Here is a 22,369-nt window from a genome sequence, read left to right as displayed (position 1 = left end):
CCGAATAAAAATGAGCTGTCACACGGACAGCCCACAAAATCTTTATTTTTTACTTCCTGTGCCTTTAATCTGCGTCTCAAGCTGGATTATCTTCTTCGAAGAATCATCTAACTTGTTCTGCAGGCTCTTGCCATTTTTCTCAGTATTCTCAAGCTTTATCTGAGTAGCAATAAGTTCATGCTTAAGCTCATATAATTCTTTTTCCTTCTCGGCAAGCTGCTCTTCCATAAGCTCAATCTGCTTCTTTGATTTAAAATAATCATCAGCAATATTAAGCTGTAAAAGCACATTCTGGGTATCAACAGGCTGCCTCTTAAAACCATCAATCTTATTGTATTCTGATATCTTATTATTTATGTAAGAAGCCACCTTCTGAAGGTACTCCTCACTCTCATATCCGCTTAAGGTAAAAACTTTTCCCCCAATAATTACCTCAGTATCTGTCTTAGATGCCATAAATCTCCCCTCACTGCCTGTTTTGATTAAAATGTGCCAAAAACCAAACTCAAAAGCACATCCGCCCCTATTAATATAAAATTATATATCAGCACCGCCGGGTATTTCAAGCCCCAAATGCTGATAAGCAGCCCCAGTAACCACGCGGCCTCTGGGCGTTCTATTGATAAATCCGTTCATGATAAGATAAGGCTCATATACATCTTCAATCGTACCCGAATCTTCTCCGATAGCTGCTGCAAGTGTATCAAGTCCCACAGGTCCTCCACCAAATTTTTCTATCATAGTAAAGAGTAGATTCCTGTCAGTATGATCAAGTCCCATTTTATCAACATCCATAAGATCAAGAGCTGTAATGGCTATTTCCTCTGTTATCCTGCCATCATATTTTACCTGGGCAAAATCTCTGACTCTTTTTAAAATACGGTTAGCAAGTCTCGGCGTTCCACGGCTTCGTCTTGCCATCTCCATTGCTCCTTTTTCATCAACATCAACAGAAAGAACATGAGAAGATTGCATTATGATAGAGCAGAGCTCATCCAAATCATAATACTCCATCCTATGTATCATGCCAAATCTGTCACGAAGGGGAGCTGATAACATTCCCGCTCTTGTGGTTGCGCCTATAAGAGTAAAATGCGGAAGATCCAGCCTGATAGATCTGGCTGTCGGTCCTTTTCCAATCATGATATCGATTGCATAGTCCTCCATCGCCGGATAAAGAACCTCTTCCACCTGCCTGTTCAGTCTGTGAATCTCATCCACAAAAAGAACATCTCCTTCCTGAAGATTATTCAAAATAGCAGCCATATCTCCGGGCTTTTCTATTGCAGGTCCACTTGTTATCTTAATGTTCACACCCATCTCAACGGCAATGATTCCCGCCAATGTAGTCTTTCCAAGTCCGGGCGGACCGTAAAATAAAAGATGATCAAGACTGTCTCCTCTTTTCTTGGCAGCCTCGATGTATATCCTCAAACTCTCTTTTATCTTTTTCTGACCTATATAATTATCAAGGCTCTTGGGGCGAAGTGATCCTTCTATTTTTGCATCTTCAATATTTGCCTTTGTATCTACCCCGCGAGCTGTCGTTTTAATCGTTCTTTTTTCCATACCCGTAAATCTGTAAAAATCTCCTTGCCGCTCAGAACATTTCTTTAAGAGCTAATTTCAAGAGTTTCTCGGTATCTTCTGCGGCCTGCGGATTTGCAGACAACACCTTCCTAACCGCTTTTAAGGAATCCGAGGAATTATAACCAAGCGCCACAAGTGCAGCTACTGCCTCGTCTCTTGCAAGGCTTGCGCCATCAGAGCTCACATCAGAACTGCTTATATTAGACTCTGAAAGCATATCATCCTCAGACATTTTAATCTTATCTCTAAGCTCTAAAGTAATTCTCTCGGCGGTCTTTTTACCTATTCCGGGTGCTTTTGAAATAGATGCACTATCACCTGACATTATTGCAAATCTAAGGTCATCAGGACTCATTACTGAAAGAATGGAAAGGCCTCCCTTGGGGCCTATTCCATTCACAGTGATAAGCATCTTAAATAAATTTAGTTCATCTCTTGAAAGAAATCCAAATAATGTAAAAGCATCTTCTTTTACATTTGTGTAAGTATAGAGCTTAACAGTTTCGCCGATTCCCGGCATCTTGTCCATTGTTGAGCCGGAAACAAAAACATTTACTCCTATGCCATTAACATCTACAACAGCAAGTCCTTCTTCCAAATACTCAAGAATTCCATTTACATAAGCTATCAAATCGTTATTCCATCCTGCTTAAAACTTTTATTACTCAATAACGTGAATCCAGCCTTCAGGTGCTTCTACCTTGCCCATCTGAATTCCAGTAAGAGTATCATAAAGCTTCTTAATAACCGGCCCCATCTCTTCCATTCCGTTTGAGAAGCAGATTTCTTTTCCGTGATCGTTAATCTTTCCTACAGGACTGATAACAGCTGCTGTGCCGCAAAGACCCATTTCAACAAAATCTGATACTTCTGAAAGCTTAACAGGTCTTTCTTCCACATTAAGTCCAAGAATCTCTCTTGCTACATAAACAATTGATCTTCTTGTGATTGAAGGAAGAATAGAATCGGTATGTGACTTAGGAACAACAAGTCCACCATCCTTTGTTACAAAAATAATGTTAGCTCCGCCAGTCTCTTCAATGTATGTTCTGCTCTCAGCATCAAGATAAACGTTCTCAGCAAAGCCTTCTTCATGAGCTGTAACTATTGCATGAAGGCTCATTGCATAGTTAAGACCAGCCTTGATATTTCCTGTTCCATGAGGTGCTGCTCTGTCAAAATCAGAAATCTTTACAACGATAGGCTTTGCACCTCCCTTGAAATATGGTCCAACAGGCGTAACAAAGATTCTGAACTGATATTCATCAGCAGGCTTAACACCGATAACATTGCCGGTTGCAAACATAACAGGTCTGATATAAAGGGTTGCGCCACTTCCATATGGAGGAACCCAGTCCTTGTTTGCAGCTACTACTTCTTCAACAGCCTTGATGAATCTGTCTTCAGGAAAAGGAGGCATTTCAAGTCTTGTAGCTGAATCAACCATTCTCTTAGCATTCAGATCAGGTCTGAAAGTAACAATTTTGCCATCCTCTGTCTCATAAGCCTTAAGGCCTTCAAAACATTCCTGCGCATAGTGAAGAACTCCCGCATCTTCACTCATCACAATAGTGTTGTCTGTAGTAAGAGTTCCTTCGTCCCACTTTCCATCCTTATAATTGGAGACGTATCTCTTATCAGCAACCATATAGCTGAAACCAATATTTGCCCAATCCAAATTTTTCTTGCTCATTTTTAAGCTCCTCCCTTTCTATTAAAAAACAATACTGGATTATTGTTTTTTGTCTTTATCTGTTCTTTTATTCTTAAGACCATCAAAACGGAAAATCATCTTAAATGTTGACATATTCTTCCTTGCATTATGCTTCATATTGGCTTTATCACTAAGAAGTTTATACTCGCCATTTTCTATGTAAGCAAGATCGTTGTACTTGTTTGTATCTGTATCAAGTCCTTTCTTGATGAGAAGAATATTGGTAAGTCTTGAAATAAGCGCATAAAATACTGCAAATATCGGAACGCCTACCAAAAGTCCGATCACTCCCCACATTCCGCCAAACAATGTGATTGAAAAAATAACCCAAAAGCTTGAAAGACCTGTGGAATTACCCAAAATAGTAGGTCCTAAGATATTGCCGTCTATCTGCTGCAATATAATTACGTAAATAATGAAAACAAGTGCCTTGACCGGACTTATAAGAACCAGTATAAATGCTCCTAAGCCACCTCCAATGTATGGACCAAAGAATGGGATTATATTAGTAACACCAACAATAACAGAAATCAGGACAGGATAAGGAATCGCCATGATCTTGCATCCGATATAACAGATAATTCCAATTATTGTGGAATCAATCAGCTTTCCTCCGATAAAGCCCTGAAAAGTGTATTTTACAAATCTAAAGCCACTTATAAGTTCATTTGCAAAGTCTTCCTTAAACACTGCATAAGCAATTTTCTTGCCTCTTGTGCTAAAACGTTCTTTTGCATTTAGAACATATATTGCAACGATAAATCCTACGATCAGGTCAAAGAGCACTTTTATCACTGAAATAAAACTCTGCGATGCAAAACGGAAAATTGTATTTGCGTTGCTCGGAAGAAGTGGCAAAAGCTTTTTGGTCACATAAGAACTTAAAGTCTCATAATAATTATCAAGCTGTGAATCAATAATGTGCTGAAGCTCAGGATTATTAGTCAAAAATAAGTTTGAATACTCATCTACATTTCTGATATAAATAGGAAGATTACTTGCAATCTCACGAATACTGCTCACAATCTGAGGAATGATGACTCTGAAAAGACTGTAAGCAAGTGCCATGAAGATGATCATCGTTATAAGTATCGAGATTTTTCGCATCTGCGCTCTTTTTTTCGCATTTGCGTTGGCGCTTATTGATACATCTATTCCTCTTTTACTGTATATGGGCTTTAGTATTCTATTCTCTATTCCTTCCATCAAAGGAATCAGAATAAACGCAAATACAATACCTATGATTATCCCTGATAAAGTATCTCCTATCTGGGAAATATTCTTAACAATGGTCTTGCCATCAAAAATTACATAATATGCAAGCATCAGGCAAACACATACAACAAAAATTGTTATTCCCCATGTTACCTGATTTTTTTCCGGCTTCATCTTCATACCGCACTACTCCCAACTAAAAGTAGAATTCTTAAAATATTTATTCTGCCTGAAGCATTCCTTCAAGTACATATACCAGGCTGTCAAGATACTCACCCTCAATATCCTCAGCCTTTCCATTATCGCATAAGCCTGCAATTTCAGGATCGATTGGAATTCTTCCCAAAACATCTATGCCTTTTGAAGCCGCATATTTTTCTATTCCGCTCTCCCCAAAAACACTTATTGGCTTTCCGCAATGAGGGCAGTTTAAATAACTCATATTTTCAACAATTCCAATTACCGGAACCTTCATCATCTCAGCCATATTGATTGCTTTTTCAACAATCATTCCAACAAGCTCCTGAGGTGTTGAAACAACAATTATTCCATCAACTGGAAGTGACTGGAAAACCGTAAGCGGAACATCGCCTGTTCCCGGAGGCATATCAACAAACATATAGTCAACATCCCCCCAGTTAACATCTGACCAGAACTGCTTAACGATTCCTGCTATAACAGGTCCTCTCCAGATTACAGGGTCAGTCTCATTTTCAACAAGCATATTAAGCGACATTATCTTGATTCCGCCATCTGAAGATGCAGGTAAAAGACCTGTCTCATCTGCATAATTAGCTTTACCAATTCCAAACATCTTAGGAATAGAAGGTCCTGTAATGTCAGCATCCATAATTGCTGTCTTAAAGCCCTTTTTGTTCATAGCGCATGCAGCAAGTCCTGTAACAAGGCTCTTACCTACACCGCCTTTGCCGCTAACAACACCGATAACCTTTTTAACATGTGTATGTTCGCCCGGAGCTACTTTGAAATTGTCCTCCATCTGCTTTTTGAAGTCTTCCGGCTTTTTGCCATGTCCGTTTGCCATTATAAAAAATCTCCTAACTAAGTTATTTATTTTTTGAGTGCTTTTTATCTGTGATCACAGCTTTCAAACACTTTTTCATCCTTTTCATCTGCAAGGTATTTTTCAATTATAAATCTCGGCCTGTTCTTGGTCTCAAGATAAATCTTGCCAATATATTCACCAATAATTCCCTGTGAGATCATCATAAGACCTCCGATTGCCCATACTGAGAGAACCGTGGTAGTCCATCCGGGAATCGTATGACCGGTAAAATGTCGTATAAGACTATATATAAATACAAGAATGCTGACAAAAAAGATAAAAAAACCCAATCCGGTAATGAGCTTTATGGGCTTTGTGCTCAGGCTTGTAATTCCTTCAACAGCAAAAGAAAGCATTTTCTTCAGAGGATACTTGCTTTCACCGGCAAACCGTTCTGCCCGCTCATAATACACTGTTTCTGATCTGTATCCCACCATCGGTACTATGCCGCGAAGGAAAAGATTAACTTCACCAAACTCAGAAAGTCCTAAAAGTGCCCTTCTGCTCATAAGTCTGAAGTCGGCATGATTGTAAACAGTTTTTGCCCCAAGAGCATTGACAAGTTTATAGTAGCTTTCAGCGGTAAAGCGCTTAAAAAATGTATCTGATGCTCTGCTTGATCTTACGCCATATACAACATCAGCGCCATCATTAAACTTGTCCACCATTTCATCGATTGCATTTATATCATCCTGAAGATCTGCATCCATTGATATAGCTGCATCACACAAGTCCTTGGCTGTCATAAGTCCTGCCAGAAGCGCATTCTGATGCCCCATATTCTTAGACAGATTGATTCCCTGAAAAATAGGATTTTCCTGATGGAGCTTCTCAATGATATTCCAGGTATCGTCCTTGGAACCATCATTAACAAACACTATTCTGCTATCGTCTGAGATTTTTCCGTTCTTTATCAGGCTCTCAAGCTTTTCTCTTAATCTTTTGGATGTCTCGGGCAATACCTCCTGTTCGTTATAACATGGGATCACACAAAACAATCTGCTCATTAAAAAAACATCTCCTAACAATAAATAATAGTCTGACAGGGCAATTTCTTAATTTGTTGCAGCACCTGAATTAATATAATTTATAAGGCCCTCAGAATCAATTATCTTCTGCATAAACGGAGGAAATGCCTGTCCCTTAAAGCTCTCACCTGTTGTTTCATCGGTAATTACACCTGTATCAAAATCAATTGTAACAACATCTCCCGCCTTTATTGCATCTGCGGCCTCTTCACATTCAATTATCGGAAGTCCAATATTTATACTGTTCCTATAAAAAATTCTGGCAAAACTCTTGGCTATTACGCAGCTTACACCTGAAGCCTTGATTGCAATAGGCGCATGCTCTCTTGATGAGCCGCAGCCAAAATTTTTATCAGCTACTATAATATCACCATCCTGGACTTTTGTCGCAAAATCTTTATCAATATCTTCCATGCAATGTTTGGCGAGCTCGCCTGCATCAGTGCTGTTTAAGTATCTTGCAGGAATAATAACATCAGTATCTACATTATCACCATACTTAAAAACTGTGCCTTTTGCTGCTTTCATCTCTTTTTTCCTCCTTATAATCCCAACTCACAAGGCTCAGAAACCTTACCCGTAACAGCACTTGCAGCTGCAACTGCAGGAGATGCAAGGTAAATCTCGGAATCAATAGCGCCCATTCTGCCTACAAAATTTCTGTTAGTGGTAGAAACACATCTTTCCTTGGATGCCAGAACTCCCATGTATCCGCCAAGGCAAGGACCACAAGTAGGTGTTGAAACAATGGCTCCAGCTTCAATAAATGTCTTTATAAGCCCTTCTTCCATAGCCTGTAAATAAATCTTCTGTGTAGCCGGAATCACGATGCATCTCATACCCTCAGCCACATGACGCCCTTTAAGGACTTCAGCAGCAGTTCTAAGGTCATCAATTCTTCCATTTGTGCATGAGCCGATGACAACCTGGTCGATGGCAATATCATCAATTTCATCGAAAGTATGAGTATTCTCAGGAAGATGAGGGAAAGCAACCGTCGATTTTAATGTGCTAAGGTCAATAGTATATTCCGCATCATATTCAGCATCTTCATCTGCCTCATATACGACATATTTCTTTCCTTTTGCATGTTCATTCATATATTCAATCGCAATATCATCAACAGGGAAAATACCATTTTTACCACCTGCTTCAATTGCCATATTTGCAATTGTAAATCTGTCATCCATGGAAAGGTTCTTTATTCCTTCGCCGACAAACTCCATGGATTTATACAATGCGCCGTCTACACCTATCATTCCGATAATATGGAGTATCACATCTTTTCCACTTACCCACTTTGAAGGTTTGCCAACGATATTGAATTTGATTGCTGACGGCACTTTAAACCATGCTTTACCTGTAGCCATTCCGGCTGCCATATCTGTAGAACCGATTCCTGTTGAAAATGCTCCAAGCGCACCATAGGTACAGGTGTGAGAATCCGCGCCTATGATCAGATCTCCTGCAACAGTAAGTCCCGATTCAGGCAAAAGAGCATGCTCTATGCCCATCTGGCCTACTTCAAAATAATTTGTTATATTATTTCTTTTTGCAAATTCTCTTACGCATTTGCAGTTCTCTGCCGATTTAATATCCTTATTAGGAACAAAATGATCAGGAACCAGTGCTATCTTATCTTTGTCAAAAACACCTTCTTTAGTGAATTTCTTTAATTCATTGATTGCAACAGGACTGGTAATATCATTTCCAAGAACAAGATCAAGATTTGCCTCAATCAGTTGTCCTGCATGTACTTCATCAAGTCCCGCATGTGCTGCCAAAATCTTTTGGCTCATGGTCATTTTGCTCATAAAATCTCGTCTCCTTAATTAATATCAAATTTGTTATAGCAAATATAACATAGCACTATAATTTAGAAAACATAACGAATTTAATCACTTTTTGAATCATTTTTCTTGATATTTTTTAACACAATCAGCAAACATATTATAATCAGAACAAGCCCAAAGGAACTCAGGATAAGACCTTCCTTGAATCCTTCCGGAGTATAATCAACTCTTATCTCATGGCTTCCACCGGAAACAGGAATAGCCATAAGACCATAATCTGCTTTAATAATCCTGGTATCAACGCCATCTACAGTGCAGCTAAAACCTTCAGTGCATGGCACTGAGAAAAATACAAGAGTATTATCCCTCAGCATAGTGGTCTTTGCAGTAAAGCCATATGTATCAGTCTTAAACTCCGTGCAGGCGCTCTCAGCTCTTTTCGCACATTCATTAGTAAACTCAAGATATGACAAAGGCTCATCCGATAAATCCTCGGCCTTTAATTCTGTCATAGCCAATTTGTCGCCAAATTCAAGCGCATCCTCATCAGAAATGATCAGTGTTCTCACAAGGTCATAATCGTGCTCTTCTGCTTTTAAATCTTCCCATTCTGATTCGGTTATATAATAATCAAATGTAAATCCCATAGGAATAAAATTGAGATTTTCAAATACGTCAAATCCATTTTCATTTTTGAGGAAATAGTATCCGTCTGTTCCCTCTCCCTCATTAAAAATGCGGTTCTTGCTGACAAGTGCATTTTCAAAATAATATCTTCCCGAAAGTAGTGCTCTTGCTCCCGTCCTGCTGATCGGAATATTAGTTTCTACAGTGCGGGTTATCCCAAGACTTCCGTACAAAAAGTCAAAAATCTCTGAAGGAACTGTACTTAAAAAGCAGTGTAGGGACGGTATTCCCCAAACAATATCATAATTAGTTGAAGTACTATCAACTTCTCCTCTGGCAAAATATTTATGATCTATCTCCACTTTGTTAAAGAGCATTTGATTCTGCCATTTTTCTTTTCCTTTATCGCTTATGATACTGCTTCCGTTCTTTATAGGTATATAAGTTGAAATAACGCAGCTAATAATCACTGCAAAAAGTACAATAATATCTCTTATAACACTCTTTGCATGTTTAATGCCCTTTTTTTCTGCCAGTCTATATCCGAAATTCTTGGGAACCACAAAAACAACCAAAAGAAGTAAAAGGCATAGAATCGCAGTTCCTACCGCATCCCTGAGAAAAATGGCATTATTTTCTGTCATATTAAACAATACTGTGTTACCGGCATCATCCTTTGAAGGCAGAAAATATACTACGATAAATAGCAAAAACATAAGTACAGCAATGATCGCGCCTTTTTTAATCTGAGGAGATTTGCCTCTCTCAGCTGCCTGCGCAGTCATAAGGCACATAACAAGGATGGGCATATAATACCACCTTGCATAATATGCTGAATTAAACATTGAAAATGCTGAATTTAGTACAGGAATAAATGCTGTAATAAAACAGATTATCAGCATTGTCTTTTCCCAGTTTTTCTTTTTCCGGTTAAGCATAAAGTATGCTATGACGCCGGACATTCCAAACATAGGAACATAGGCTGCCAGGGATGCATTTTTTACGGTAGTTGTGTAAAAAAGTGTTCCTTTTCCAATGATATCAGGAAGCATTGACACTGCTTTTAGCATGTCCCATAACATTTTCATGCTGGGATAAATAAGCATATCATAGCCTTCTATATAATTATCAAGTCTGGTATTTCCTTTAATACCTGCATATGCCTGCAAAAGAAAGAATCCCGCAAGCATGATTCCCATAACACCGCCAATTAAAGCCTTGTTAAACATTCTGAGATTGTTGGCAAGTGTATTATGAATCGCATATCTTACAACATAATAGATCAGTAAAAAGACAACCTGTCCAAAGAAAAAGTAATAGTTGACTATGGACATAAAAGCTGTCATTAGCGCAAATGCAATAAGTCTTAATCCAAAAGGCTCTCTGTCTTCATCCTTCCCATCATCCGAGTGCATCAGATTTTCAAAGCATAATAGGTACAGCGGAAAAAATGCAACTGAATCCGTAAAGTGATTAAAAACAATGTTACATGCATTAAATCCCGAAAAAGCGTACAGATAACCGCCAATCATTGCATAACTTATTTTTCCAATATATCTTCTGATGTAAAGAAATGCACAGCACGCGGCAGTTGCATATTTTAAAGCCATTAAAAAAGGCATCAGATACGGAATTGCGCTCTCGTCAAAAAGCATCGTAATCCAAAAGAACGGACTGCCCCAAAGGTAAAACGAGAAATCGCCCGCCATGGTACCGCCAAGGTCAATATTCCAATTCCAAAAAAAGTCTCCGTTCTGAACCGCTCTGTGAGCTGCTATATAAAACGGTATCTGCTGTACGTTATAATCGCCGTAATAAAAAAATGGTAAACCTCTTTTTATAAATATAGGAAGGACTGCCAAAACATACATGAGAAATGAACTTGCAAACATAATAAGCGGTGTCTGCCATCTTCTCTCTTTTTTGTTGTAGTCCACAAAAGAAACTGTCATTCTATACTCCCGGAAAACAAAACCAATACCTTGTTTACTATTGAATAAAAGAGTGCCATTGCATGATGACACTCTTTTTATATTAGTCTAAATTTCTAACATTTTCAACGTAAGGGAGATTATGAAAATATAAGTCACTTTTTAGTCGGCAAAATAAGCAACTTGTTATTAGTTGTTGATAAGCTTGTCTGATTCATTGTTCCAGCTGTAAAGCTTTCTGATTTCTTCACCAATCTTCTCTGATGGATGCTCAGCGTGAAGCTTTCTCATAGCCTGGAAGTGAACCTGTCCGCCAGCCTCAGACATATCAAGAAGGAATTCTTTTGCAAACGTACCATCCTGGATGTCAGCAAGGATCTTCTTCATAGTTTTCTTTGTCTCGTCTGTGATGAGCTTAGGACCTGTTACGTAATCACCGTACTCAGCTGTATTAGAGATAGAATATCTCATTCCCGCAAAGCCTGACTGATAGATAAGGTCTACAATAAGTTTCATCTCATGTACGCACTCAAAGTATGCATTTCTTGGGTCATAGCCTGCTTCAACAAGAGTATCGAAACCAGCCTGCATAAGTGCGCATACACCGCCGCAAAGAACAGCCTGCTCACCAAAGAGGTCTGTTTCTGTCTCTGTTCTGAATGTTGTCTCCAAAAGTCCTGCTCTAGCGCCACCGATTCCTGCGCCGTATGCAAGTGCAAGATCAAGTGCCTTTCCTGTAGCATCCTGCTCTACAGCTACAAGGCAAGGTGTTCCCTTTCCAGCCTGATACTCAGAACGAACTGTGTGTCCAGGAGCCTTAGGAGCGATCATAGCTACGTCAACATCCTTAGGAGCCTTGATAAGTCCAAAATGAACATTGAAACCATGAGCAAACATAAGCATGTTTCCAGGCTGAAGGTTTGGCTCGATATCTTCTCTGTACATCTTAGCCTGCTTCTCATCATTTATAAGAATCATGATGATATCAGCCATCTTTGCAGCCTCTTTTGTATTGTAAACCTTAAGTCCCTGAGCTTCTGCCTTAGCTTTGCTCTTTGAGCCTTCATAAAGACCGATAATTACGTTGCAGCCTGAATCTTTTAAGTTAAGAGCGTGAGCATGTCCCTGAGAACCATAACCGATAATAGCAATAGTCTTGCCCTCAAGTAATGATAAGTTGCAATCTTCCTGGTAAAAAATACGTGCTTCCTGTGACATCTTTTTTCCTCCAATAAATTTAATAAGCTATTTAAGTAGCATAAATAACTGTGACAATATATCTTAATCTTGCAAAAGCAAAACTAAAATCATTCATCCAAATATATGATATGGTCTGTTCCTCTTCCAAGTCCTGCAATACCTGTCCTTGCAAGTTCAAGAATCTCTCTTCCCTCAAGAAGCTTTAAGAATGCATCAATCTTGGACTGGTTACCTGTAATTTCAATTATCAATGAATCCGGGCTTACATCAACAATGTTTCCTCTGAAAATATTGGCTGTTGCAAGTATGCTCTGTCTGTCTTCCGCTTCCGCTCTGACCTTGACCATTGCAAGTTCCCTGTAAACACTGTCTTCCGGGATGAGTTCATGAATATCTCTGACATCTACAAGCTTGGCAACCTGCTTCTCAATCTGATCCAGAATAACATCATCTCCGGATGCAACTATCGTAATTCTCGTAAATCTCGGATCTGCAGTTATGCCTGCTGTAATACTCTCAATGTTGTAGCCTCTTCTTGAGAATAAACCCGATATTCTTGATAACGTACCGGGATTATTATCAACCAAAAGCTGAAATACTTTTTTTCGCATTTTTGCTCTCCTTTGAGCCTTGATTTGTTCAGTAATTCCGCTTGTGCTTTTGCACTTTAAAGTGCAAATTTGTGACTATTGTTTTTTGTGTGATTTTTGTGATTTTTTGAATTGCAGTTGCTGAATCTGAACTAATTTAAGATTGATTATACCACTCTATTCGAACATGTCAACCATTTAATCTTTTAAACTTTAAATCGTAAATACTTTACAGTGTTAAAGTGTGGTCTGAATAATAAAAAGAAGCATTTCAAGTCTTACATTGCTTAGTTCAAAAACAATGCAGTCCTGAAACACTCCTTTTTCTCTTTTTTCAAATTTTAATTAACCAAACTATATGCTTGCAAATAAATGCCATCACCCTAAAAGTTCCATGAGCTGATCCTTTGACATATTCATGAGAGACTCGCTCTCACCATTTAATATTGCATCCGCAAGGTCTTTCTTTGCATTCTGCATTTCTATTATCTTCTCTTCAATTGTATCCTTTGCAATAAGCTTGAATACAGAAACTTTTTTAGTCTGTCCGATTCTGTGTGCTCTGTCTGTAGCCTGATTCTGAGCCGCAAGATTCCACCATGGATCATAATGGATCACCACATCTGCTCCAACGAGATTAAGCCCTGTTCCTCCTGCTTTCAGTGAAATAAGGAACAATGGAATGTCATTTTCATTAAATGCATGCACAAGCTTTATTCTCTCTTCCTTGGAGGTCTGACCGGTTATTTTGTAATACTCTATTCCTGCCATCTTTAGGTCTTTTTCCAAAAGCTCAAGCATTGATGTGAACTGTGAGAAAAGAAGTATCTTATGTCCGCCATCAATCGCGCTCTGCACAAGTTCGATGCAAGACTGTCTCTTAGCCGATTCTCCCTTATATCCTGCAGTAATAAGTTCAGGATCACAACATATCTGCCTTATCTTGGTAAGTTCAGCAAGAACTTTTAGCCTGTCTTTTCCTGACTTGTACTCTTCGCTTTCAAGAATGCGTTTCATGTGAGTTACCTGTGCATCGTAAAGCTTTCTCTGAGCAGAATCAAACTTAGAAAATCTCACTTCTTCCATCTTATCCGGAAGGTCTTTTAACACATTCTCCTTAAGTCTTCGAAGAATAAATGGTCCAACCATATTCTTTAGCTGCTTCGTGATCTCTTCATCCTTGTATTTGGTGATCGACGTTTCAAAATCACTCTTAAATCTGTCATAAGTATAAAGAAATCCCGGCATCAGGTAGTCAAATATGCTCCACAGTTCGCTTAATCTGTTCTCGATAGGAGTTCCGGTAAGTGCAAATCTATGGACACTTTTTATCACCTTGACTGACTTACTTGCAGCTGCAGATGCATTCTTTATGTACTGTGCCTCATCAATGATCTCATAATCAAACTCAAGGTTCTCATATAGTCCTATATCTCTTTTTAACAGATCATAGGAAGTTACAAGGACTTCAGGCATAGTCTTGCCTGATAAAAGCTTCTTTCTCTCTGCCTGAGTTCCTGTGACAGTCGCAACTTTTAAGTCCGGTGCAAAGCGCTTGAATTCCTCTTCCCAGTTATAGACAAGAGATGCAGGGCAAACTATAAGTGACGATATCTTTTTCTTATCTTTTTTGGCAATTTCCTTTTTGCTAAGTAAAAGAGTTATTACCTGCAAAGTCTTACCAAGTCCCATGTCATCAGCTAAAATACCGCCAAATCCAAGTTCTGACAAAGTGGAAAGCCACTTAAATCCGTATTCCTGATAGCCTCTAAGCACCTTTGTAAGGCTTTCCGGCACATCTATGTCAGCATCTTTTACAGCATTGAAGTTTCTCACCAGATTCTTAAAGTTTTTGTCTCTGTCAGATGCTATCTCATCATGCTCTTCCAAAAGCTTATTGATATAGATTGCACGATAAAGAGGCAGATGCAGCTTTCCATTTGTAAATTCCTTAGCAGAAATACCCATAGCCTGCATAGTTGCCACAAGTTCCTCTAAGGTATCATCCTGATCAAGCTTTATGAATTCACCATTACCAAGTCTGAAGAATTTTTTCTTTTTGCGATAGCTCTCAAGAAGCTCCAATAATTCATCCTCTGACATATCATCTGTTGAAACATTAAGATTCAATATCCCACTTTCAACAGAAACGCCCAGTCTAACTGTAGGAGTTTTCCTGATCTTAAGCTTTTCAAAGTCTTTGCTTGCCTTGATTTCTCCGATAGCCATCAGATTCCTAATCCCATCGCTGAGAAAATCGAAGGTGTTTTCGCCTGTCTTCTCACAGAAAAAAGACTCGCCATCATCGGTTGAAGGAAGATGCTCCATAAGCACTTTTATAGCCTTTTGTTCAAAGATAATGTCCCTGTCGTCCGGAAGCGGATAATCAGAATCACAAAGGCGATGCAGTTTTATCTCTTTATCATCGTAGCTTGCAGAAACACTGCCTAAGATATTATCTTCATCCACGTCAAGATAATAGGTTATATTGCACTCCGGTGGAAGGGCTTCATGCAGCTTTTGGGGATTTTCCTCTATAACTTCTATCTCAGGCGCTTCCATCATCTGAGGCAATATGCGGTAATAGAATTCTGAGATATTTTTCTTTCCAATGTTAAAAGAAGCCTTTGAATTATGTGCATTTTTCATAAGCAGCTTCATTATTGGAGACAGCTCATTAATTCTAAAAAGAACTCCTTTTTCTTCATCAATGATATAATTGTAATCCTTCCCCTTAAACATCTGAGGAAGAGTCGCATTAACGCTTATTCCTGTAAATCTCTCATTAGCGTCAGTGATGTTCTCAATATTTACCTGACATTTAGCTTTTCCATCACCGATAGACAGCTTTGACAGCACCTTTTCCCCTGCCCTCGAGTAACCTGTTATCTCATACGTTTTTCCATAAGCAATATCATAAAACTTGTCGAGAAGTTCAGGTGAAAGCTGTATCTTATCCTTAAGTCCGGCTTTCTCAAAACCATACGAAACCATGGTTTTGAATCGTTCCATAAGATAGTCTGCCTCAACCTTGGCATCTTCTATCAGGTCATAGATTTTTTCAGCATCTGCATCAAGATCAAAATCCATAAAAGAAATTGAGCTACTCTTACCAAGTTTTAAGCTCCCATATTTATTCCTGGCATCCATAAGCTCCGGAATACTCTTTAAAACATAAAGTTTTTCTATTCCAACTTTAAAGCCCAAAAACAAATTAAGATGATTTTCAAAAGAGCCGACTGAAATCTTAGGTTCAAGCCTTATCACCTTGCCTTTTTCTACATTTTCATCAATATTTTGAATGCTTGATATCTGCTTATAACCAGCTAGTATTTTTTCACCAAAAAGATCCGTGTCATCTCCGGGATTATATTTGGCAATATATTCATCCGCAAGTAAGAGAAGTGCCAACTGATGCTCACAAATATTCTTGTAAAAGCTGCTATAATACCCATAATAATCGTGATTGTTCTTATGGGCACCAAAACAATCTGAACTCATTATTTTTTCTTTTGAAAAAGTAATCCTTACAGATATAGGATAAGCTCTGTTGTCTGTAACTTCGCCCTCAAATCTGATTACAAGGTCTCCCTTTGCTTCATAATATGATTGCATGTAAAAAAGATCTGTATGTTTGATCTTTATCTTATTTTTCTTAATAAGTTCCCTTGCATCTTCTAACTTTTCGGCAGAAATCTCGGCAGATTCAAGGATATTTCTTATATTGAAATAGGTATTTCCATTATCAGATTTAAGATTCAGGTCATCAAGCGCACTATCAGGATTTTCATGGTCCCAATGAAACATAACTGCCGCTTCATGCTTGCAACGAAAGCCATCCCTTGCATAAGCGCAGTCACATGAAAATCTATATTTGCCTGTATTTAATCCATCAATTCTCACATTATAGACATGTGTTCCGACTACTCTTGCAACACAGCTATTACCAGTCTGTGCAAAGCCTTTTACTCTTCCATTATTATGATAATTGTTTCCCCTGTCTAAAATCTGGGACGTAAAATACCTGTTCCAATCTTTCATTTATTCTTTCCTTCGCAAACATTCAATATAACGTGCAATTCTTACACACAAGGGCAATTATATCATTTCGACAATGAATATTAAAGAAAAAGCTTCCGAAAAAGGGAATGAGATAATGAACGTTCTCACTCCTGAATCATTTTCTCACGAAATGTGAAGCATAGTGCACATTTATGTCTGAACATTAACGATAATAATTCAAAAAATGCCTGCAACAGAAAAACTCTATCGCAGGCATCCTAAAACAATTATTTTATTCTACAACTTCTACAAGTTCGATATCGAAATTAAGCTCTTTTCCAGCCATTTCATGATTAGCATCAAAAGTAATCTTTGTTTCGTCTTTCTCTTTGACAGTAACAGGAACAGGACGTCCATAGATGTCCTGAAGATAAACTTTCTGTCCAACTGTAAGATCTTCTGAACCGGGAAGCTCTGAAATATTCATGGTAACTATAGCATCAGGATCAAACTCGCCATAAGCTTCTGCCGGTTCTAAATGAATGCTCATTTTTTCACCAACATTCATATTTGCAACAGCAGCATCAAATCCATGAATCATCATTCCCACACCGCATACAAATTCAAGTGGAGTTCCTCTGTCATAAGATGAATCAAAAACAGTTCCGTCATTAAATGTTCCCTTATAATGTGTACGACAAGTCTTTCCAACATTCTTGCCTTCCATTATTGGTTCCATATGACAGCCACCGCAGCCACCACAACCACCGCCGCAGCCTTCTTCATCATCGCCACAGCTACCACAGCCTGAGCATCCATCTTCCTCGCTGTCGCCACAGCTGCCGCATGAACCCTCGTCATCATGATTTCCGCAGCCATGTCCATCATCATGATTTCCACAAGTATGACCTTCTCCATGATGGTCACAGTTCACTCCTGAGCTTTCAAGCTCGCCGCGAAGATAAGCTTCCACTGCCTCATCAGCATCTCCAGATGCGCCGGCGCATACATCTATGCCATTTTCTGTAAGAGCTGCATAAGCACCGCCGCCAAGACCGCCACAGATAAGTGTGTCTATTTCTTCTCCTGCTAATAGTCCTGCAAGAGCTCCGTGTCCGTTGCCATCAGAACCTATTATCTCTGATGAAAGCACTTTTCCATCCTCTACATTGTAAACCTTGAACTGCTCAGTATGTCCAAAGTGCTGGAAAATCTGGCCATTATCATATGTTACTGCTATTTTCATTAAATAAAAACCTCCAAATAATGCACTACAATCAACTACAAAATATCTGAATCATTTTCTCGCAAAATGCGCATAACAGTAACAATAATCTCAGATTTTCATTGATTAGTCAACCTTTTTTACAATGTGATCCTTATCCTTAAAAATGTGATAAGCAGGAATGCATCCACGAACAGAAGAAAGCGGATAAATATTGCACCATCTTCCAATTACAGTTCCTGGATTAAGAACACTGTTACAACCAACTTCAACATTATCTCCAAGCATGGCACCCATTTTCTTAAGTCCGGTCTCAACCTGATCATCAGCTCCATTCTTAACTACTATAAGTTTCTTATCACTCTTGACATTAGATGTGATGGAGCCAGCTCCCATGTGGGCCTTGAAACCAAGAATAGAATCACCAACATAGTTATAGTGTGGAACCTGAACCTTATTAAAAAGAATGACATTCTTAAGCTCTGTTGAGTTACCTACAACTGCTCCTTTTCCTACGATTGCGCTTCCTCTGATGAAAGCACACTGTCTAACCTCGGCATCTTCATCAATGATGCAAGGTCCTCCGATAAAAGCTGAATCAAACACCTTTGCACTCTTGGCAACCCAAATATTCTCGCCTCTCTTTTCATATTTATCAGAAGGAAGTTTATTTCCAAGTTCAATGATATAATCCTTGATTCCTGCAAGAAGCTCCCATGGATACTCCTTGGTTTTCATATAATCCGCTGCAATAGTTTCGTTTAAATCATACATGTTTGAAATCTTGAATTCTTCCATAACTTATTATCCTTTCTCCTGTTCATCTTTTTTCTTACTCTTTGTTCTTGTTTTTGTACTTTTCTTGGTTGCATCTTCCTTATAATTCGATGATACATAAGCAAATCTTGACATAAGCAGATTTCTGTAATCATTGTTTTTTACAAGATTTGTGCGTTTGCTTACAAAATCATCAAGTTTACTCATATATTCTTCTTCCGAAATATTACCCTCTGCAACGCCTGTGAGACCTTTTTCCCAGCTTGCTGTAAGTGCCGGATTAAGCATTGGTTTCATTGAACAGGCAACAGTCTCATAAACCATTTCTCCCATCTGAGTAGGTGTGATTATCTGAGTTTTCTTATTAAGATTTAAGTATTTTATATTTACCAGTTTAGTTAATATTCCTGCTCTGGTAGCACTTGTTCCAATACCAGAACCTTTTATCTGAGCGCGCAGTTCCTCGTCTTCTATGAACTGACCGGCATTTTCCATTGTAAGAATAATTGTTCCGGAATTATACCTTTTGGGAGGAGAAGTCTCACCTTCTTTTATACAGAACTCAGAAAGTTTTAGTAAATCTTTCTTTTTCAATTTCTGAAGATATTCAAATAATTCCTCATCAGTCACTGTCTGTTCCTCATTGTCCTGAGCCTGCGTATTTTCTCCATCGTCTTCGTTTCTCTTCTTATTCTTAAAAAAAGAATAATCCATAACATGAAGATATCCCTTGGCAGTAAGTATCTTAAAGTTAGCAAAAAAGTGCTCTCTTTTTCCCGGATTTGCAATATTCTCGGCAGATACTTCAAGTGCCACCTTCTGATAGGTCGCCGGTGGATAAAAAATAGCAAGAAATCTTCGAACAATTATCTCGTACACCTTCGCAGATGTCGGGCTAAGTGTAGAAAGCGCAGAGAGTCCCTGTCCTGTAGGAATTATCGCATAGTGGTCGGTAATAGCCTTATCATTTACATATCGGCTTTTTTCTATTCCCTTATGTGCCTCATGCTGAAGAATGGACTTTGCAAAAATACTGCAGGTCTCATACGAAGTAAGTCCCGAAATATTCTTATCTATCACCTTTGCAATTGCACTTGAAAGCACTCTTGCATCAGTTCTTGGATAGGTAGTCAATTTTTTCTCGTATAATTCCTGAGCCACAGCCAGCGTTTCATCCGGATTTATCTTAAAGAATCTCGAACAGTCATTTTGAAGTTCCGCAAGATTGTATAAAAGAGGCGCATTCTTAACTTCTTTCTTTTTCTCACATTTTTCTACAGAAACATCAATAGGAGTCTGAAGTGCCACTTCTTTTCCATCACTGTCTTCCTTAAATTCAGCTCCGTTCATGCCAACTAAAGATGCAATCAGTTTCTTTGCACTTTCCTCTGTCTTAAATCCCTTTTCACTATATAGTTCCGGTGAATTGTCAAAATAGGAATCCGGAGTAACTCTCCACTCCGCATCACATTTTTTACCATTAATATCCACGCCGCCTATAACGCGGTAAAATGGTGTTTTAACAAATTCTCTGATTTCTCTTTCCCTGTCTACAACTATTCCAAGCACACAGGTCATTACCCTGCCGACAGAAATAACACACTTTTCTATATTCAAATAGTTTTTTATCGAATATGCATATTTTAATGTAAGAGCCCTTGAGAAATTGATTCCCATCAGATAATCTTCTTTTGCCCGTAAAAAAGCTGCTGCACCAAGGTTATCATATTCACTGTCATCCTTAGCTTCTCTGATGCCTCTTAGGATTTCTTCTTCAGTCTGAGAATCAATCCAGACTCTCTTTCTTACCTTGCCTGTAACTCCTGCCTGCATGTCAACAAGACGATATATATATTCACCTTCTCGTCCTGAGTCAGTGCATATATATATCGTCTCAACATCAGCCCTATTAAGTAATTCCTTTACTATTCTGAATTGCTTAGAGACATTTCCAATGACTTCATATTTAAAGTCAGTCGGAATAAATGGAAGGGTGTCAAGTGCCCACCTCTTATACTTTTCATCGTAGACTTCCGGGTAGCTCATGGTTACCAGATGTCCAACGCACCATGTAACTATTGCCTCGTCAGACTCCAGGTAACCATCTCTCCTGGAAAAATTGATTTTCAAAGCGGCTGCAAATGCCTGTGCGACACTTGGTTTTTCCGCAATATAAACTGATTTATTAGCCATTTGTTAATTCATCTATGCCGATCAACTTAAGACTTTCAGGTGATTTCACGGCAGCATTCTTCAGCCATGAATCAAAGCCTGTCGTTGAAAAAAGATAGATCACATCTCCCTCAAGTCTTGCTTTTCTTGCGTCAGAATGCAATTTAACATAATCCGCATGGGTAGCCATTCTCTCCCAGAAACTCATTCCGAAAGCAGTGTCACCCACATCGCTCTGTGCAACAAAATCTATGTTGCCTTCCTTGCCAAGCCATGGACCCTCATCCTCAATATTAAAAGGAAACTGTCCCTGCTCTTCAATGTTCAGGATATATTCTCTGCAGACATTCTTGAAGTATTCACTAACATAAGTTTGCATTCCCGCAGATATAAATATATCATAAAATTGCTCCGGTGGCATTAACATAAGATTACTTTCATTCGGATAGATAAATTTAAAGTAAAAATCTATCAATGGATCAGCAATTTTGTACACACCTTTCATAACATTTTCCCTGCCGGCATTTCCAAATGAAAATGCTTTGTACGCAAAGTCATGATGAATAAGTGTCTTAATATAAACTGAGATCTTCGCACGGGAAAAACCTGTCGCATGATAAATATCATTCAGTTTATTAACTCCCCTTGCCATCTCTGCCAAAAGAGTATGATAAACAGAGGTTTCCCTTAAATTCTGCTCAGTAAGCCTTACAGCCTCATTTCTTAAGAATGCTCCCTCACACAAAAAATTCTTACAAATATTTTCTTTAAAAGAAAGAGCTTCATCAAAGAAATCCCAAAGTCCTGTCTGACCGCCCAAAACAGAGTAGGTCATAACAGCATCCAGATAAGACATATTTGGAAAATATGCTCTCATCTCCTTGAAACTAAGAGGTTTTATTTTCTTAAAACCAGCGATTGAACCTGCCAGATCCCCAAGCTCGGAAACCATATTGTTTTCAACCCAGTTTATATCATTGCTGATAAGTAAAACAAGAATCTGCTTCTTATTGTTCTTCACGAAGGAAACCATTTTCTTCATGAACTGATCAGAACCTCTAACAATATTTTCAAAATTCCTTATCATCAGCACAAAAGAATTGGTATCGGATTTTTTATCGATAGCGTCAAAAATATCATTAAAATCCGGGTATTCGTCGAGTATCGCTCCATCATTGCCCAGTTCTTTCCCCCATAGATAAAGTTGCTCTTTGGTCGAAGCAGATCTGGCAGAATAAAAGCAATAACTCTTATCCTCGATAAAAGAAGTAAGTAAAGTAGTCATATCAATATTCTTGTGTCCGTAGACCACAAGAATATTTGATACTCCACTTTCATAATATCTGTTTAGAAAATTAAGGTCATTTTGTCTTAGTGCTTTCATACGCGCGCCCAACCATGCTGTAAAACAATCACACACAAACAGATGATCTCTTGTA

General features: G+C 38.6%; 17 protein-coding genes. All 17 read right to left on the bottom strand.

The features are described 5' to 3' along the window. Positions 1-42: 42 nt before the first annotated feature. Positions 43-456: a cell division protein ZapA gene (zapA, locus tag BM086_RS10305; protein WP_092326001.1), complete on the bottom strand. Its 414-nt coding sequence runs from the start codon at positions 454-456 to the stop codon at positions 43-45. A gap of 81 nt (positions 457-537) precedes the next feature. Then, complete coding sequence (gene ruvB, locus BM086_RS10300) at positions 538-1,569, bottom strand: Holliday junction branch migration DNA helicase RuvB (protein ID WP_092325999.1); 1,032 nt, start codon at positions 1,567-1,569, stop codon at positions 538-540. Positions 1,570-1,600: 31 nt separating this feature from the next. Next, positions 1,601-2,221, bottom strand: a complete 621-nt coding sequence (gene ruvA / locus BM086_RS10295) for a Holliday junction branch migration protein RuvA (protein WP_092325997.1) — start codon at positions 2,219-2,221, stop codon at positions 1,601-1,603. 30 nt (positions 2,222-2,251) lie between these two features. Further along, positions 2,252-3,283 carry a branched-chain amino acid aminotransferase gene (locus BM086_RS10290; RefSeq protein ID WP_092325995.1) on the bottom strand — a complete coding sequence of 344 codons (1,032 nt, stop codon included), beginning with the start codon at positions 3,281-3,283 and terminating at the stop codon, positions 2,252-2,254. Between the two features lie 39 nt (positions 3,284-3,322). Continuing rightward, positions 3,323-4,699 carry an AI-2E family transporter gene (locus BM086_RS10285; protein ID WP_092325993.1) on the bottom strand — a complete coding sequence of 459 codons (1,377 nt, stop codon included), beginning with the start codon at positions 4,697-4,699 and terminating at the stop codon, positions 3,323-3,325. Positions 4,700-4,739: 40 nt separating this feature from the next. Beyond that, positions 4,740-5,564 (bottom strand): Mrp/NBP35 family ATP-binding protein, encoded by an 825-nt coding sequence (locus tag BM086_RS10280; protein WP_092325991.1) that lies wholly within the window; start codon positions 5,562-5,564, stop codon positions 4,740-4,742. Between the two features lie 44 nt (positions 5,565-5,608). Continuing rightward, positions 5,609-6,592, bottom strand: a complete 984-nt coding sequence (locus tag BM086_RS10275; protein WP_092325989.1) for a glycosyltransferase family 2 protein — start codon at positions 6,590-6,592, stop codon at positions 5,609-5,611. 48 nt (positions 6,593-6,640) lie between these two features. Then, the gene (gene leuD, locus BM086_RS10270; protein WP_092325987.1) at positions 6,641-7,141 is read right to left on the bottom strand and encodes a 3-isopropylmalate dehydratase small subunit; all 501 of its coding nucleotides are present in this window, start codon (positions 7,139-7,141) and stop codon (positions 6,641-6,643) included. A 14-nt stretch (positions 7,142-7,155) separates the two neighbouring features. After that, a complete protein-coding gene (gene leuC / locus BM086_RS10265; RefSeq protein WP_175560209.1) occupies positions 7,156-8,427 on the bottom strand; it encodes a 3-isopropylmalate dehydratase large subunit in 1,272 nt (423 codons plus the stop codon). Between the two features lie 80 nt (positions 8,428-8,507). Beyond that, positions 8,508-10,985 (bottom strand): YfhO family protein, encoded by a 2,478-nt coding sequence (locus BM086_RS10260; RefSeq protein WP_092325985.1) that lies wholly within the window; start codon positions 10,983-10,985, stop codon positions 8,508-8,510. 168 nt (positions 10,986-11,153) lie between these two features. Further along, positions 11,154-12,182, bottom strand: a complete 1,029-nt coding sequence (gene ilvC / locus BM086_RS10255) for a ketol-acid reductoisomerase (RefSeq protein ID WP_092325983.1) — start codon at positions 12,180-12,182, stop codon at positions 11,154-11,156. A gap of 89 nt (positions 12,183-12,271) precedes the next feature. Continuing rightward, positions 12,272-12,775 (bottom strand): acetolactate synthase small subunit, encoded by a 504-nt coding sequence (gene ilvN, locus BM086_RS10250; RefSeq protein ID WP_092325981.1) that lies wholly within the window; start codon positions 12,773-12,775, stop codon positions 12,272-12,274. A gap of 357 nt (positions 12,776-13,132) precedes the next feature. Next, positions 13,133-16,795, bottom strand: coding sequence for an SNF2-related protein (locus BM086_RS10245; RefSeq protein ID WP_092325979.1), 3,663 nt, complete (start codon positions 16,793-16,795; stop codon positions 13,133-13,135). Between the two features lie 253 nt (positions 16,796-17,048). Next, complete coding sequence (locus BM086_RS21930) at positions 17,049-18,002, bottom strand: FKBP-type peptidyl-prolyl cis-trans isomerase (RefSeq protein WP_092325977.1); 954 nt, start codon at positions 18,000-18,002, stop codon at positions 17,049-17,051. 105 nt (positions 18,003-18,107) lie between these two features. Continuing rightward, a complete protein-coding gene (locus BM086_RS10235; protein WP_092325975.1) occupies positions 18,108-18,779 on the bottom strand; it encodes a UDP-N-acetylglucosamine pyrophosphorylase in 672 nt (223 codons plus the stop codon). Between the two features lie 6 nt (positions 18,780-18,785). Continuing rightward, the gene (locus tag BM086_RS10230; RefSeq protein WP_092325973.1) at positions 18,786-20,951 is read right to left on the bottom strand and encodes a DNA topoisomerase; all 2,166 of its coding nucleotides are present in this window, start codon (positions 20,949-20,951) and stop codon (positions 18,786-18,788) included. Beyond that, a complete protein-coding gene (locus tag BM086_RS10225) occupies positions 20,944-22,314 on the bottom strand; it encodes an ATP-binding protein (RefSeq protein ID WP_141107731.1) in 1,371 nt (456 codons plus the stop codon). The genes BM086_RS10230 and BM086_RS10225 overlap by 8 nt, the downstream gene beginning before the upstream one ends. Positions 22,315-22,369: the final 55 nt, after the last annotated feature.

The sequence above is a fragment of the Butyrivibrio sp. YAB3001 genome (assembly GCF_900112195.1).
GTDB lineage: Bacteria > Bacillota > Clostridia > Lachnospirales > Lachnospiraceae > Butyrivibrio.
This window is presented reverse-complemented; position numbering and strand designations above follow the sequence as displayed.

Excerpts from the sequence above, each read along its gene's own strand:
- BM086_RS10225 (WP_141107731.1), bottom strand. The coding sequence starts at position 22,314 with ATGAAAGCACTAAGACAAAATGACCTTAATTTTCTAAACAGATATTAT.
- ruvB (WP_092325999.1), bottom strand. The coding sequence starts at position 1,569 with ATGGAAAAAAGAACGATTAAAACGACAGCTCGCGGGGTAGATACAAAG.
- BM086_RS10260 (WP_092325985.1), bottom strand. The coding sequence starts at position 10,985 with ATGACAGTTTCTTTTGTGGACTACAACAAAAAAGAGAGAAGATGGCAG.
- BM086_RS10245 (WP_092325979.1), bottom strand. The coding sequence starts at position 16,795 with ATGAAAGATTGGAACAGGTATTTTACGTCCCAGATTTTAGACAGGGGA.
- zapA (WP_092326001.1), bottom strand. The coding sequence starts at position 456 with ATGGCATCTAAGACAGATACTGAGGTAATTATTGGGGGAAAAGTTTTT.
- BM086_RS10230 (WP_092325973.1), bottom strand. The coding sequence starts at position 20,951 with ATGGCTAATAAATCAGTTTATATTGCGGAAAAACCAAGTGTCGCACAG.
- leuC (WP_175560209.1), bottom strand. The coding sequence starts at position 8,427 with ATGAGCAAAATGACCATGAGCCAAAAGATTTTGGCAGCACATGCGGGA.
- ilvN (WP_092325981.1), bottom strand. The coding sequence starts at position 12,775 with ATGCGAAAAAAAGTATTTCAGCTTTTGGTTGATAATAATCCCGGTACG.
- ilvC (WP_092325983.1), bottom strand. The coding sequence starts at position 12,182 with ATGTCACAGGAAGCACGTATTTTTTACCAGGAAGATTGCAACTTATCA.
- BM086_RS10275 (WP_092325989.1), bottom strand. The coding sequence starts at position 6,592 with ATGAGCAGATTGTTTTGTGTGATCCCATGTTATAACGAACAGGAGGTA.
- BM086_RS10235 (WP_092325975.1), bottom strand. The coding sequence starts at position 18,779 with ATGGAAGAATTCAAGATTTCAAACATGTATGATTTAAACGAAACTATT.
- BM086_RS10280 (WP_092325991.1), bottom strand. The coding sequence starts at position 5,564 with ATGGCAAACGGACATGGCAAAAAGCCGGAAGACTTCAAAAAGCAGATG.
- leuD (WP_092325987.1), bottom strand. The coding sequence starts at position 7,141 with ATGAAAGCAGCAAAAGGCACAGTTTTTAAGTATGGTGATAATGTAGAT.
- BM086_RS10285 (WP_092325993.1), bottom strand. The coding sequence starts at position 4,699 with ATGAAGATGAAGCCGGAAAAAAATCAGGTAACATGGGGAATAACAATT.
- BM086_RS10290 (WP_092325995.1), bottom strand. The coding sequence starts at position 3,283 with ATGAGCAAGAAAAATTTGGATTGGGCAAATATTGGTTTCAGCTATATG.
- BM086_RS21930 (WP_092325977.1), bottom strand. The coding sequence starts at position 18,002 with ATGAAAATAGCAGTAACATATGATAATGGCCAGATTTTCCAGCACTTT.